This is a genomic window from Cryomorphaceae bacterium 1068 (assembly GCA_027214385.1).
GTDB lineage: Bacteria > Bacteroidota > Bacteroidia > Flavobacteriales_D > Cryomorphaceae > JAKVAV01.
Genome location: JAPVXR010000006.1, coordinates 155,042 through 169,192, shown reverse-complemented (window position 1 = coordinate 169,192; position 14,151 = coordinate 155,042). Strand labels below are relative to the sequence as shown.

At 43.9% G+C, this 14,151-nt stretch carries 15 protein-coding genes; 12 read left to right on the top strand and 3 right to left on the bottom strand.

The window, feature by feature from the left end:
- Nucleotides 1-58: 58 nt before the first annotated feature.
- The 10 genes from O3Q51_09930 (at nt 59) to O3Q51_09885 (ending at nt 9,764) form a co-directional block, all read left to right on the top strand.
- Complete coding sequence (locus O3Q51_09930; GenBank protein ID MCZ4409129.1) at nt 59-547, top strand: T9SS type A sorting domain-containing protein; 489 nt, start codon at nt 59-61, stop codon at nt 545-547.
- Nucleotides 544-1,191, top strand: coding sequence for a hypothetical protein (locus O3Q51_09925; GenBank protein ID MCZ4409128.1), 648 nt, complete (start codon nt 544-546; stop codon nt 1,189-1,191). Before O3Q51_09930 ends, O3Q51_09925 begins: the two co-directional genes overlap by 4 nt.
- Nucleotides 1,188-3,290 (top strand): hypothetical protein, encoded by a 2,103-nt coding sequence (locus O3Q51_09920; protein MCZ4409127.1) that lies wholly within the window; start codon nt 1,188-1,190, stop codon nt 3,288-3,290. The genes O3Q51_09925 and O3Q51_09920 overlap by 4 nt, the downstream gene beginning before the upstream one ends.
- Before the next feature lie 141 nt (nt 3,291-3,431).
- Complete coding sequence (locus tag O3Q51_09915; GenBank protein ID MCZ4409126.1) at nt 3,432-5,036, top strand: glutamate synthase-related protein; 1,605 nt, start codon at nt 3,432-3,434, stop codon at nt 5,034-5,036.
- 33 nt (nt 5,037-5,069) lie between these two features.
- Nucleotides 5,070-5,507, top strand: coding sequence for a DUF1801 domain-containing protein (locus tag O3Q51_09910; GenBank protein ID MCZ4409125.1), 438 nt, complete (start codon nt 5,070-5,072; stop codon nt 5,505-5,507).
- A gap of 75 nt (nt 5,508-5,582) precedes the next feature.
- Nucleotides 5,583-5,891 (top strand): phosphoribosylpyrophosphate synthetase, encoded by a 309-nt coding sequence (locus O3Q51_09905; GenBank protein MCZ4409124.1) that lies wholly within the window; start codon nt 5,583-5,585, stop codon nt 5,889-5,891.
- Nucleotides 5,891-6,172 carry a GNAT family N-acetyltransferase gene (locus tag O3Q51_09900; protein ID MCZ4409123.1) on the top strand — a complete coding sequence of 94 codons (282 nt, stop codon included), beginning with the start codon at nt 5,891-5,893 and terminating at the stop codon, nt 6,170-6,172. Before O3Q51_09905 ends, O3Q51_09900 begins: the two co-directional genes overlap by 1 nt.
- 172 nt (nt 6,173-6,344) lie before the next feature.
- Nucleotides 6,345-8,405, top strand: a complete 2,061-nt coding sequence (locus tag O3Q51_09895; GenBank protein MCZ4409122.1) for a T9SS type A sorting domain-containing protein — start codon at nt 6,345-6,347, stop codon at nt 8,403-8,405.
- 117 nt (nt 8,406-8,522) lie between these two features.
- Complete coding sequence (locus O3Q51_09890; protein MCZ4409121.1) at nt 8,523-8,873, top strand: DUF1801 domain-containing protein; 351 nt, start codon at nt 8,523-8,525, stop codon at nt 8,871-8,873.
- 135 nt (nt 8,874-9,008) lie between these two features.
- Entirely contained in the window at nt 9,009-9,764 is a 756-nt protein-coding gene (locus tag O3Q51_09885; protein MCZ4409120.1) for a carboxypeptidase-like regulatory domain-containing protein, read from the top strand.
- Nucleotide 9,765: 1 nt separating this feature from the next.
- On the opposite strand, the gene O3Q51_09880 is transcribed toward O3Q51_09885, so the two are convergent.
- A complete protein-coding gene (locus O3Q51_09880; GenBank protein MCZ4409119.1) occupies nt 9,766-10,668 on the bottom strand; it encodes a T9SS type A sorting domain-containing protein in 903 nt (300 codons plus the stop codon).
- Nucleotides 10,669-10,804: 136 nt separating this feature from the next.
- Here O3Q51_09880 and O3Q51_09875 point away from each other — a divergent pair, with 136 nt between their 5' ends.
- Nucleotides 10,805-12,151 (top strand): dihydroorotase, encoded by a 1,347-nt coding sequence (locus O3Q51_09875; GenBank protein MCZ4409118.1) that lies wholly within the window; start codon nt 10,805-10,807, stop codon nt 12,149-12,151.
- 10 nt (nt 12,152-12,161) lie between these two features.
- Nucleotides 12,162-12,539, top strand: a complete 378-nt coding sequence (locus O3Q51_09870; protein MCZ4409117.1) for a GtrA family protein — start codon at nt 12,162-12,164, stop codon at nt 12,537-12,539.
- A 106-nt stretch (nt 12,540-12,645) separates the two neighbouring features.
- On the opposite strand, the gene O3Q51_09865 is transcribed toward O3Q51_09870, so the two are convergent.
- Both O3Q51_09865 and O3Q51_09860 read right to left on the bottom strand, forming a co-directional pair.
- Complete coding sequence (locus O3Q51_09865) at nt 12,646-13,299, bottom strand: response regulator transcription factor (GenBank protein ID MCZ4409116.1); 654 nt, start codon at nt 13,297-13,299, stop codon at nt 12,646-12,648.
- Nucleotides 13,286-14,125 carry a sensor histidine kinase gene (locus O3Q51_09860; GenBank protein MCZ4409115.1) on the bottom strand — a complete coding sequence of 280 codons (840 nt, stop codon included), beginning with the start codon at nt 14,123-14,125 and terminating at the stop codon, nt 13,286-13,288. The genes O3Q51_09865 and O3Q51_09860 overlap by 14 nt, the downstream gene beginning before the upstream one ends.
- Nucleotides 14,126-14,151: the final 26 nt, after the last annotated feature.

Below are 14,151 nucleotides of genomic sequence, written 5' to 3'. Positions count from 1 at the left end.
CACCTTTTGTCCACTCTGTATTTTTGCGAGAGGTAGAATTGTAGGCTAGGTTTGATCCATGCCAAAATTCTTACTCGCTTTTGTTTCATCCTGCCTTCTCTTCGGGCTTTCGTGCCAAGCCCAAGTTCAGCGTGATTGCTTAACCAACTCAGGAGCTATCACCAGCGGCTCAGCATCGGGTCTAATGGTTCAACAGTCCATTGGTCAGGGAAGCGTCATCGGAAATTTTAAATCTAATAAGATCACTCTTCGACAGGGGTTTCTGCAGCCTGCTGTTCTCACATATCGCAGTGCCGAAAACAAAGCAGTAGAATTGGAAGTCTTTCCTAATCCGTTTAGCGAATCGATTCAAGTACAATTCACCAAAGCCGGGGAAGGGCTGATGCAAATCAGGGTTTTCTCTGCCGACGGTGCTCTCCTTAGAACTTTTGAAAAAAGAAGGGACGGTATCATTCGGCTCGATTTATCAGGTTTTGCCCAAGGCCTTTACATCCTCCAAGTAGATACCGATGGAGGTCAATATGCTACTAAAATTCAAAAACTATGAAGAAATCTCTACTGATTCTTTGCATAACCTTGAGTGGCTTCGCCTCTGCGCAGCAAGTCTTTTTTGAGCTCGGTCGGGTCTCTTCACGATTCGATTATGAATCCTCGACGGGAGAAAGTTTAGAAAACGAGTACCCTGAGTCAAACCTCGCTGCAGCCGTTGGCTACCGAATGCAACTCAGCGATCGCATTTTTGCAGTAGGTTCTGTGACCTACAATCGTTACGAAACTTTCGGGAGCTACGAGGTCTTTGATCTGGCTTACAATTACCGCACAGATTACCTCGGCCTCAACTTGGGAGCGGAGGGAGAGTTTTTTAAGAAAGCGGGTTTCACTTTTTTCGCTCGTTTGGCTGTCGAACCTCAATTTATGCTCAATGGCTCACGAACCATCAACAACGACGTTGAGGACTTAAAAGGTGCCGAAGAGTTTGATTCTCCGTTTCTCTTTGCCAAAGGGGGATTAGGAGCCAATTACTGCGCCGATAAAAACTTCGCGATCACTTTGCGCTACGATTATGGAATGGGCTTTCCGCTCAACCAAAGCGATGAGACGCTACGCTATCGAACTGGCACTATAAGCTTGGGCATCTTGCTCAATTTCAAACGCTGTACCTACTGCCTCAAATCAAAATCGATCAAATGAAAAAGCTGATAATTACCTTCTTCACTGTTCTTTTCGCGCTTGCGCTAAATGCCCAAACCGATGGTTTGAGCTACCAAGCCGTGATTATTGACAATAATCCGCTTGAGCTTCCGGGCTCCGATATTGAAGGGCTTTACCTCTCCAATGGTCAGGTGCAATTGCGCTTTACCATCTACCAAAACACAGGCGATGTGCTCTACCAAGAGGTACACGATGCCACCACCGACGCTTATGGAATGGTAAATCTAGTTATCGGTCAGGGAGATATGACTGCCGAAAGCAATCAACTCTTTAGGGAAATAGATTGGGACGGACTTCCAAAAGATCTTGGGGTAGAAGTGGCATACGACAACAATGGTTTTGAAGAGTTGTCGCGACAAGGCTTGCTGTTTCTTCCTTATGCCTTCCACCGAAACATTACGGCTACGGGTACACTGGATGTGGACGGCGTCTCAACACTCAATGCCGACCTGATTGTAGAAAATGGAGCTCCAACCAGACTCACAGGCTCTTTAGAGGTGGAAGGAACAACAACCTTAGGCAGTGATTTGACCGTTGCGAATATGGCGCCAACCGTATTAACGGGTACATTAGAGGTAGACGATGTGACCAATCTCAACAATGGTCTGAATGTGAACAATGAGTCACCGACTCTGCTTACGGGGACTCTGGATGTTCTGGGTGATGCAAGCTTTGCGGGTAAGGTAGAGTTTGAAGACATCGAAGTCGCCAATACCACTGTGCTAAATGGCCCGGTATCCGTGCTCAACGAAAGCCCTACAGCGCTCACGGGAAACTTGACTGTTGAGGGGAGTACTACGATGAACAGCTCGATAAGCGTCAATGCAGCTTCTGCACTGAATGGTCAGGTAACCATTAATGCTGATCTGGATGGTGCACAAACCAGTTACAATTCATATCCCTTGCGTGTTCAAGGCGCCTCCCAAGGTATAGCTGTGCGGGTAGACGGAGGAGAGTCCCAGTCAAAGAATTTCATGAGCTTCTTTAACGGGTCGGGAGTAATTAAAGGAAGAATTGAAGGGCAAACACTTGGTCAATTGCAGTCCAGCTTTCGGTTTATTTGGGATGTAACCATGGGCGGTTTGGAGCAAGCTTTTGTCGCTGCCGAGGGAGTGGCTTGTGGTTTTCAGCTTGATGGCTTTGAAGCCGGGGTAATGGTAGCCAATACGGCTCTGCTCGGAGCCCAGTGGGTAGAGCTCACCGCTAATTATGAACTCAACGTAGGTGTGGCTTTCCTCTCAGGAGGTGCTGACTATGCCGAGTGGTTGGAGAAAGAGAACCAGAGTGAGCGCCTGAGTCCGGGAGAAGTGGTAGGCGTCAAAAACGGTAAGGTATCCAAAAGCACTGCTGACGTAGATCATTACCTCGCTGTGAGTACCAATCCCATTGTTTTGGGAAATATGCCTCCCGAAGGAAAGGAAGATGGTTTCGCGAAAATCGCTTTTCTCGGTCAGGTGCCCATCCGCGTGGTGGGTAGAGTAGAGGCCGGCGATTACATTTTACCTTCGGGTAATAACGACGGAATGGCTATTGCAGTCAGTGGTACTGATCTTCCTACTCAACGCTTCAATGAGATAATAGGAGTAGCATGGGAGTCCTCAGATAACGAAGCTCCCGCTCTGGTGAATGTAGCCTTGGGCCTGAATAAGAACGATTTATCAGATCGCGTTTCCTCATTGGAAAATGAGATGGAACAACTGAAAGATCAAATGGCCCAAATCATGGCCATGCTTTCCGGTGAGGCTGAAAATGTTCCTTTTGAAAAAACGGCAAATACAACTACTGAAGCGGAAACGTCTACTGCTAAAGCTCTCGGTGCATCACTGCCGTTTGCTGAAACTACCAAGCTAAGCGATCAAGAGTTTGAAGCATGGCTCGATGAATTTGGCTACATCTTCGAAGAGCAAATGGCCGCCATCCGCGCTAACTTTGAAGAGCGAGGCATTGATTACAAACGTTTCGAAGAAATCGCTTTAGTCGTTGACTCACCTCTGGATGCACTCCGCCAAATGCATGACAGCTCTTTCTTGCCAACGCTTTGGGATAATTTCGAGGAAAGAATCAAAGCCAATCAATAGATTTAGGTAAAGAGAGTATCCGGTACTTTACAAAGACTCCCCACGGGAGTCTTTTTTATTTTGCCTCAGGGTCATTTTAGTACCTTGGCAATTGCAATAAAATGGGCCTTCTGGTACATTACAAAAAACATCCATCATTATATGATTGAATTGATCCAGTTTCAAGAGCTAAAAGACCGCGAACCGCACCATGCCCTGATAAAAGGGTTAGACCTGGTAGTACTTAAATACGATGACAACGTTTCCGTGTTGTATGGTAGGTGTCTTCACCGAGGGGCGCTAATGGCTGACGGACATGTTGAAGGCCACAACCTAATCTGCGGATTACACGGCTGGGATTACCGTTACGATACGGGTGTCTCGGAGTACAATGATAGCGAAGTGCTTCACAAGTTCAAATCAGAGATCAAGGATGGTTTCGTTTGGGTTGACGAGCAAGAAATTGATGATTACTTGGTTGAGCATCCTCAGCCCTTTAACCGCGATGAATACTTAGGTCAGTATGCGGATACCCACCCTGAGAATACTGAGCCATACACAGGTTTTATTCAACAGTTAGCCAAAAATGGGTTGAAGAATTTTGGGCATCATGGACCATCAGAGGCAATGGGAGTGGATCGCAATACACTTCCAAAATGGGAAGACATTCAATTCTTACCTGCTCAGTTAGCGAGTCGTCCGTTATTGGATGAAGACTCTGTCGAGACTTCTGTGGTAATCGGCCCAAGAGCCAAGAGGCCCCTGAAACTTGAAATTCCCGTATTTGTATCTGATATGAGTTTTGGCTCCTTATCTCGCGAAGCCAAGATTTCTCTTTCGAAAGGAGCAGAGATGGCAGGCACTGGGATTTGCAGTGGGGAAGGCGGTATGCTACCCAAAGAGCAAGAAAGTAACTCAAGGTACTTTTACGAATTGGCTTCGGGTAAATTTGGTTTCTCTTGGGATAAAGTCAAGAAGGCCCAAGCATTTCATTTCAAAGGAGGCCAAGGAGCCAAAACGGGAACAGGAGGCCATTTGCCAGGTCATAAAGTGACTGCTGAGATTGCTGAGGTGCGCGGATTGAAAGAGGGTGAAACGGCCATTTCGCCTGCGGCTTTTCCCGATTTGAAAACGGCAGAAGATTTTAAACGAGTGGCAGAAGAAGTGCGTGAAAAGACGGATGGAATTCCCGTAGGTTTTAAGATCGCCGCCAGTCATATTGAGGCCGACATCGATTTTGCCCTTGCAGTGGGAGTAGACTACATTATTCTTGATGGCCGAGGCGGTGGAACAGGTTCCGCACCGACTATTCTCAGAAATAATATCAACGTACCGACTATACCCGCTTTGGCAAGAGCCAGAAAGCATCTGGACAAAGTTGGTGCAACAGAGGTAACCCTTGTGATAACCGGAGGGCTTCGCGTGGCCGAAGATTTTGCCAAAGCCATGATGCTCGGCGCAGATGCCATAGCCGTTTCCAATTCAGCTCTTCAAGCTATCGGATGCTTGGGTATGCGGGCTTGTAGTTCCAACAATTGCCCTGTGGGAATTGCCACCCAGAAAGAGAGTTTGAGGCAGCGAATCATCATCGATCAATCCGCCAAACAATTGAAGAATTTCTTCGAAGCCAGCGCCGATTTGATGAAAGTGATTGCCCGCTCTTGTGGTCACGACAATGTCTCAAAATTCAACTTCAATGATCTTTCTACCTTAAACTACGGTATGCACCGCCTAACGGGAATTGCCTTCGCAGGCATAGAACATTAGACGTTTTACCAAATTTTAGTCGTCTCTCTTTTCATGAACGAACGAAGACCTATCCACTCCGACTTTAAGAGCCCACTCAATCTTAAAAGCCAGGACTTGATCGACCTCTACGTCGATCTGCGGAACTATATTTTAGAACTGGCCCCAGACAGCAATGAATTGTTGTATCATACTCATGCCTTGACTTCACTTTACACCGTTTCAGAAAAGATGTCTGATGGCTTTGTGATGTTACCGATTTACACGAGCCATGTCAATTTAGGCTTCAACAGAGGCGCCATTTTGAAAGATCCTCAAGCGTTATTGAAGGGCACGGGAAAACTAATCAGGCACATCCCTGTCAATGAACCGTCCGACTACAGAAATGAAAATGTAAGGGATTTGATACTGGAAGCACTTGCCCTTGCGTATGAAGATTTAGACAAACCTTCTAAGTCAATTGGTATGACCATTTCGAAGATTAAGAAATAGCCTTACTCGGCATGCTTGGTTGATGAGGGATTATTCATATTTTTAATACATGTTTATTCTCAAAAGCTTTGAAACATGAATTTATCATACGATACGCTCTCACAAGCAGTAAATGGTTTGACCGAAATGGGCTATACCAAAGACTTCAATCTAAAACCAGATTGCATTCATTGTTTAGCTGACGATTTGATTCTTTCCCCAAAGGATTTTGAAATCGATCACGTTTTTCGATTTGAGGGTATGACTAATCCGGACGACTCTTCTATTGTCTACGCCATATCATCAATTGACGGAACTATCAAAGGGACGATGGTAGATGCGTATGGCGCCTATGCCGATCCCTTAAATTCCGAAATGATTTCAAAACTTCAGTCCCGAAAGTGATGAAACCCAACTCCGGTATTTCGATTTCGAACAACACGGATACTCACCAATTCGAAACTTTGGTAGACGGACACAAAGGAGAGTTGGTCTATCGTCTTCGCGGTGATAAGATTTACTTGATGCATACATGGGTTCCTGAGGAGATCGGCGGAAAAGGGGTAGCAGCAGCATTGGCTCTCCACGCTCTAAAATATGCTGATTCCGAAGGGTTGGAAACCGTTATCTACTGTCCTTATGTACGGTTGTTTGTTGCGAGGCATCCCGACTGGAAGGAGATGTGAAAGCATTTTCAAATTTGTCTCTGAGAGCTGCATAAAGTTCCGGATAGACTTAGGGTTGATATGAAAAAGAGTACTACACATGGTGGGAAGCCAAGTATTTACTCTTTTTTGTTGGGTATGAGCATGTTTGGACTGAATGATTTGTTTACCTTGAAAAGTGAAAACCAAAACTATGAGACTTCTCACCTTATTCATTGTCCTGATTAGCGCCCCTCTCTTTTCCCAATGCCCCGAAGGAGATGTTCTACTCACATCTCAACAAGAAATAATAGATTTCGTAACGGACTATCCCGACTGTAGTCAGATTGCGGGAGATTTAGGAATAAGCACGACAAGTGAAAATCTGGATCTATCCCTTCTATCTAATTTGGAAGTTGTAGAGGGAGAATTGAGAATAGGAGGATTAACTGAGGCGATTGTCCAAGATATTGACTCATTACCTCCCGGGTCTTTAACAGGTTTAGAAAATATATCGAGTGTTGGTGACTTAATTCTCAGCGGTTCATATTTCAGTCTTGAGCCACTCACGAATATTTCGGGCGAGATCGGTTTTATGTATTTCAATGGGATGCAAATGATTGGGCCATGTCCCGATTTTGCTGAAGTATCCGAAATCGGATCATTTGCTTGGGATCACTGCTCTTTTGTCACTGAGTCACCTCGTTTTTCGGGCCTTCAGTCAATAGGCCCTATGGAATTTTATTATAATGGTGCTTATTGGATTCAAGATTCCCTCAGAGTTATACATATTCCGACTCCAGTTTTAAATAGTGAGGAACTTTACATCACAATATCTGGTCTTGAATATTTGGAATCCATTCTTGGTGACGGTGAATTAACGAACTTGGGCCGTTTTACATTGCAGTATAGTCCAAACTTGGTAAATCTATCGGCATTTGAGAATGTTACCAAAGTTGAGCAAATACACATCTCTGCCAACAATGCAGGCGCTTTTAACGGTTTTCACAATTTAGAAGAAGCCGAAAAAATTCACCTTGAAGTGAATGAGTATTTCGAACCCCAATACATAGATGAATTGACAGTGCCCATTGGAATGAATTCGGACGAATTGAAAATTACGGAGTACGGACTTAATATAAGGCTTGATCAGGTGGGAACTTTTGATTTTCCGGCAAACACTCCAATACTATCTTCTCTCAATATTCGTGCTGATGAGGTAGATGTTATTTTAGGTTTTACGGAACTTGACAGTATTGTTGGCCCTCTTTCGTTGTCTGGTCCGGGGCTTAGTGAAAGTCTGCGGATTTGGATTGTTCAGCTTCAAGAAATGCCTGCCTTCACCAACTTGAAATATATCAAGGGTGCATTGAATTTTATTTATAATTGGCCTGATGAGTTTTCATTACTAACTCCAACGAGCTTTCCGTTGCTTAACCATATTGGAGGAGGATTGGGATACAGTTCTGGTCAAAATTCAACTACAGTAAGCAGTTTGAATCACTTTCCTTCTCTAGAGTATCTGGGAGGAATTCATATTTCCAATGTCAGCGGAGAATTGGACATGTCTTCCTTACAGCAAACTGAGGGGTTGAGGCATTTTAAACTAACAGATGCAGGATCTTTTGAACAAGAATTAGTATTTGAAAATACGACTGAGTTAACCGAATTGAGAATCTACAATACGGATTTGACGACAGTTCCACAATTCCCTAATGTTAGTTCTATTGGAGAATTCAAAATATTTCAGAACTCTACTATCGAGGTGTTAAGCGGGCTACCAAGCTTAACACATATTGAAGAACTGAATGTGGGACTCAATCCTCTTCTGATTTCGATTGACCTTCCTCAAGTCGACGATATTGATGAATTGTCTTTTGGTGGTAACCCGTCTTTGATGGCATGTGATACTACACCTTCGCTTTGTAGGATCATTCTAGCAGCAAATAGCTTGTCTCTAATTAATAATGGGGAAGGCTGTAACGATGAGAATGCGGTGGTTTCTGCTTGCACTGTTTTAGGATCAGAGGATGCAGAATTTGCTTCATTCAATGCTTGGATCGATTTTAATGGAAATCTCATTGTCGAATCAAAGGATTTGGATATTTCTGACATACGGCTTTACGATACATCAGGCAGAATTGTATTTGAACGAAATAATGTCCACTTAAAGAATAGAACCAGCATCAGCTTACCCCACCAAACCGCAGGAGTATACCTGTTTCAAGTTGCTTCTGCGAAGGGAGTTAGTGCAAAGAAACTTCTGATCAATTAATGTGCTTGAGCTTATTCTACAACACTAAAAATGGTGCTAAAGAGAAGTATTAAAGTCGATTCCAACCCTGTTGTAAATAAAGTTTTTATTGGCTATCCTGTCAATGTCAAAACCCAAATGAAACAGCTTCGGGAATTGGTGCTCGAAGCTGCCTCTGAAATCGACGGACTTCAAAAGCTGGAGGAAACCCTCAAATGGGGAGAGCCGAGTTACCTCGCCAAGCACGGGAGCACCGTTAGGATGGATTGGAAGTCAAAAACTCCCGATCAATACGCCATCTACTTTAAGTGTACGAGTAAGTTGGTGCCCACCTTTCGGGAAATCTATCCCTCTGAATTCAACTACGAGGGCAATCGTGCACTCGTCTTTTCGCTTGATGAGAAACTACCGGTAGAGGCTTTAAAGCATTGTGTCAAAACGGCCTTGACTTACCACAAAGTAAAGCACTTGCCGCTCTTGGGAATGTAGCGTTAACGTATCATTTTAACTCAACCCTTCCTTCTCTGTCTTTCCCTTTCCTCAAATCAAGTTTCGAATCTTTGTTAAGCTGTTAGGCAAGACTACTTCATTTGTATAGATTGTCATGAATATTGAAAACCGTTTATGCACGAAGTCGATAAAGTCAATCTTTCCAACCTCCGTCCATGCGATCAGCACTGGTCGGATATGAAGCGGGTGGGAGAGAAGCGACTTTGCCAGAAATGCGAGAAGCACATCACTGATTTTCGTAAACTGTCGAGTCGTGAAATAGCGCTTGCGCACGCCAAAAGCGAAACGGCAGTTTGCGGATTGTACAGTCCCGATCAATTGGGCAACGGCAGTTCGAGAACCGCCAAAAGGTCTTTGATACCCATTGCTTCCTTCGCGAGTTTGTTAAGCTTGCTTTCGCCAAGCGTCATTCAAGGTCAAAGCGTCGAGATCAAAACTCCCGTGGAACAGACTCCGGAAGTATCCGGTAATGAGTTAAAAGAAACGGAAGCTTCTACCGTACCAACTACCTCTCAACAAGATTCCATTATCATCAGCGGCAAAGCAACATACTTTAGTGACCAAGGTGACGGGGAGCCCATTCCGTTTGCAACCATAATGGTAAAGGGAACGGAAATAGGGACAACCACAGATTTTGACGGTAACTATGCACTTGACATTTCTGAGGTGTCTGATTCATTGGCTGAAATTACCTTGGTTTTTAATTACATCGGTACTACCAGACAGGAAATGTTGGTTCCAAATCGAGCGATGACCAATGTGAATTTTGATGCTGTCACTGAGGACAATATGGTTGCTTTCTCAGTAGCAGTAGTAAAGGCTCCCCTGCATAAGCGGGTATGGCGGAAAATGACTTCGGTCTTTCGATAAATCAATAGACAACCATTTTCTGATGAAGCAGCTCGCCTTCCACTTCTAGATTTATGTGGTAAAGTCCGGGGGATAAACCCATATCACTCGGAGTTAATTTAGAATGCTTGGAGATTTCTTCACTGTATATCAATTTACCTTCTTGGGTAAAAACACTTAGATGGCCACTTTCAAATCCTTCAGACCACTTCAGGGCCTCAGATGAGGAGATGGGGTTTGGGTATGCCACCAGACCATTTGCCGAACCCATATCACTTAGCTCATCGCTTAATGCAAAAACGCAACAGGTGTCAAATTCAGGGTTCATGTATTCATCTACCGTATTGCGCTCGAAGCAAGTAAGCCTGGATATGACATCAATGGCGCAGACCTCCGTACCGTGAAATAAGCCTTTATTCGAACCGACCCCTTCTATCCACTGCAAATCATACGCTCCTGAGCCAAACGTGTCAAATGAAATTACTCTTCGCTCCTCACCGTTGATTATCGTGGTTGAGACTTCAGTAACTTCATAATTTGCGAAGCTTCCATCCAATACTTGGATTTCACCAGCCATTTCACAGATCTGAGGGGTATAAACATCACCAATTTCTAAATCAAAATCGTAGAGTAGATACTCTTGGCCTTCAACACGCACAAATACCTGATTACCTTCAGCTCTTAAGTGACATGTGAAAAGGTCTGCAACTGGTGCAACAGAGCACTGAGTTAGATGGATACGTCGATAAATAGTATCATTGATTGACTCTGTTGCCCAAACCACAAAACTCGTCGTGTAGGTATCTCCGAAATTTAGTTCTCGGGTCTCTTTCCATTTCAAACTATCCGTCATCCAAGATTGGGAGAAGGAATGGAGCGTGCCAATAAAAAGGAGAAAAAAGGCAGTGATGATAGTGTGTTTCATAGCTTGGATTATTTGGTTCATTTTAAAAGTACTGAATTGATTCGGTTAACACTGAAGCTTACAACGTGTTTTTTCTGAATATTGAATTCTCATTTCAATGACAACTTTACCTTTGAGGAAACTTGAAATAACATACATGTCAAAGACCATCATCCGCAACGCCCATATTGTAAACGAAGGAAAAGTAATCAAGGCCGACGTCCTTATCGAAGGTGAATTGATCGCCAAAGTAGGTGAGGTAGGTGAGGTGGAAGACGCCAAAGAGATTGATGTTACAGGTAAGGTACTCTTTCCGGGAGTGATCGACGGGCAGGTGCATTTTCGCGATCCCGGACTTACGCATAAGGCCGATCTCTATACCGAAAGTAAAGCGGCAATAGCAGGTGGAACCACTTCGTTTATTGATATGCCCAATACCGTTCCCAACGTGCTCAACATGGAGCTGCTCGAAGAGAAATACGAGATTGCCAAAGGAAAGTCATTGGCCAATTACGGCTTCTGGCTCGGCGTCAATGCCGATAACCTCGATGAGGTGCTGGCAACTGATGTTTCGGAATTACTGGCTGTTTCGGACGATGGACTGTACTTTACCAAAAAGGGCAACCTGCTAGCCGATAGCCCCGAGATTATGGAGAAGCTTTTCGCCAACTGTCCGGCTATCATCACGATCCATTCAGAGCGAGAAGAGATCATCGAAAAGAACGAAGAGAAATACCGCGCGGAATACGGTGACGATGTGCCGGTGAAGTTTCACCCGATCATTCGGAGTGTGGAAGCTTGCTATTCCAGTACGGTGCGCGCATTGGACATTGCCAAAAAGCACAATACCCGCCTCCACATTCTTCACTTGAGCACCGCCAAAGAGACAGATCTTTTTCGCAACGATATTCCCTTAGAGGAAAAGCGTATTACCACAGAAGTATGTGTGCACCACCTCTGGTTTTCTGATGAAGACTATGAAAGATTGGGCAAGAAGATCAAGTGGAACCCTGCGATCAAGTCCAAGGAAAATCGAGAAGGATTGCTCGAAGCCTTGATAGACGGAAGGATAGATCTTATCACAACCGATCATGCCCCACATGCATGGGAGGAAAAGGATAAGCCATATTTCCAATCCATGTCTGGAGCTCCGTTGGTCCAGCACGCTTTGGTCGCGATGCTCGAGTTTGTGAAGCAAGGAAAAGTCACATTGGAGCTTTTGGCCGAGAAGATGTGCCACAATCCCGCGATTCTATACAGCATTAAAAAACGCGGTTTCATTCGAGAGGGCTACTACGCCGACCTTACCCTGGTAGACATGAATCGACCGTGGACGGTGAGCAAAGAGAACATTCTCTACAAATGCGGTTGGTCTCCTTTGGAAGGAACCACCTTTCACTCACAAGTTACCAATACTTGGGTGAACGGTCATATGGTGTACGATGAAGGATCTTTTGACGAAAGTCACAGAGGTATGAGGTTGGAAAAAAATAGGGATAGTTAAACTGAAGGCAATGTCAGAAGTAATCCGCAAGTTCATCAAATTCGGTATAGTTGGTGTGAGCGGTGTATTTGTAGATTTCTTGCTTACCTATCTCTGCAAAGAAAAACTTCACTTGAATAAATATGTATCCAATAGTATTGGGTTTATCACTGCGGCGACCTCCAATTATTGGCTCAATCGAATTTGGAGTTTTGAAAGCGTTAACTCCGACATCTCCACGGAGTGCCTCAGCTTTATAGGGGTTGGACTCGTTGGCTTGCTGATCAATAACAGCGTCCTTTGGTTCATTAACGAAAAAGTAGGGCTGAACTTCTACATGGCCAAATTATTGGCCATTGCCGTAACGACGATTTGGAATTTCGGTATGAGCTATTACTTTATTTTTTGAAGGGCGTATTTGGTATGCAAAGGAGAGATTGAAATGGAATCGATCCTGCTTAACTATTTCGACAATAAATTAGAATTGATAGTTGTGAAGCTAAAAGATTGAGGCATCAAAGCTTCACCAGTTTTTCTTGCACGGCGCGAATGACCATACCTACACGCGTCTTGACGTCCAGCTTTTCAAAAACCTTTGTACGGTAGCCATCAATGGTTTTCTCGCTCACCGACATCCTCTCAGCTATTGTTTTATACGTTAGTTCGGATGTGGCATATTGGATGAACATCAACTCTTTATCCGTCAATGATTGAACTTCTTTAAACGGACTATCGTTGGTCCGAAGAAGAAGAAGCATTTGATCTAGCTGCCCTCCTTTGAAATAATGGCCTGAATCGATTAGTCGGTCCAAGGCTTCTCTTACCTCTTCGGGACTCGTATTTTTATTCAAAAAGCCATCTATTCCCGCTTTAACCAATCGCATAAAGTCCGTTCTTCCATCGAGCATCGTCAAAGCAAGAATCATAATTTCGGGATATTCATCTTTGACCTTAAAGGTGGTTTGAGCTCCATTCATCAAGGGCATTTCTGAATCCATAATGAGGATATGTGGGTCGCTTTCGTTCTCTTCCAGTTTTTTCATTAGGTCGACTCCATTGTCGGCTTGAAGAATAACTTCATAAGGTCCTTCCCAGTCCTCAATCATATTTGCAATACCTTCTCTGAAAAGCCTGTGATCGTCTACAACGCCAATTCTAATTTTGCTCATTCAATTTTTCTTTGTTCAGCTTTAAGGATAAAGCAGTTCCCTTGGGATTTCGATTGGATACTGAAAATTCAGCTCCCAACAATGCGGCCCTCGATCGCATGTTTTTCATACCAATACCGTCTTGCTTTAAATTCTCTACAGGGAGTCCTATCCCATTGTCTTCGACGGTTAATTTAATATTTTTTTCTTCCTCTTCTACACGTATACTGAGTTCGTTTGCCTGAGAATGCTTGAGAACATTGCTTAGTGCTTCTTGAAAAATGCGGTAAATCAGTACGGCTTTATCTCCAGACATGTGCAAGGCGGGTGCATTCATTGAAAAACATACCTCTAGACCTTCTAAATTATTCAATCTTCTTACGTCCTGTTCTATCTGTTCAGAAAGGCTGAGTCGCATCTGAACGCCATCATTCAATTGATGTGAAAGATTGCGCATTTCCTCGATGAGCTTATCCATTAAGGTAATGGATTGATCTACCTTCTCGGGATTGCTGTGTCCTGATCGCATTCCTGCCAAGTTGATTCGCGTTAAAGAGGCGATTTGTCCCAGATTATCGTGAAGCTCCTTGCCCACATCTTCTAAAGTCTTCTCTCTGATCTCCACTTCAGCTTGTAGAATCTCTTGCTTGAAGCGTTGCTTTTCAATAGTGAACTTCAACTGTTCTTTCCTGTATTGAACCGCAAAAAGCACGATGAATCCTGCTAAAATCAAAAAAAGTGAAGTTCCGAATATGAGTACAAACTCTTCGCTTTGCATTCTTCCTATTATCAGTTGCGATAGGTCGAAGATAAGAAGTATGAGTGGAGTGACTCTATTCTTACCCAAAGGAAATTGACATTTGGAAAAAAAGA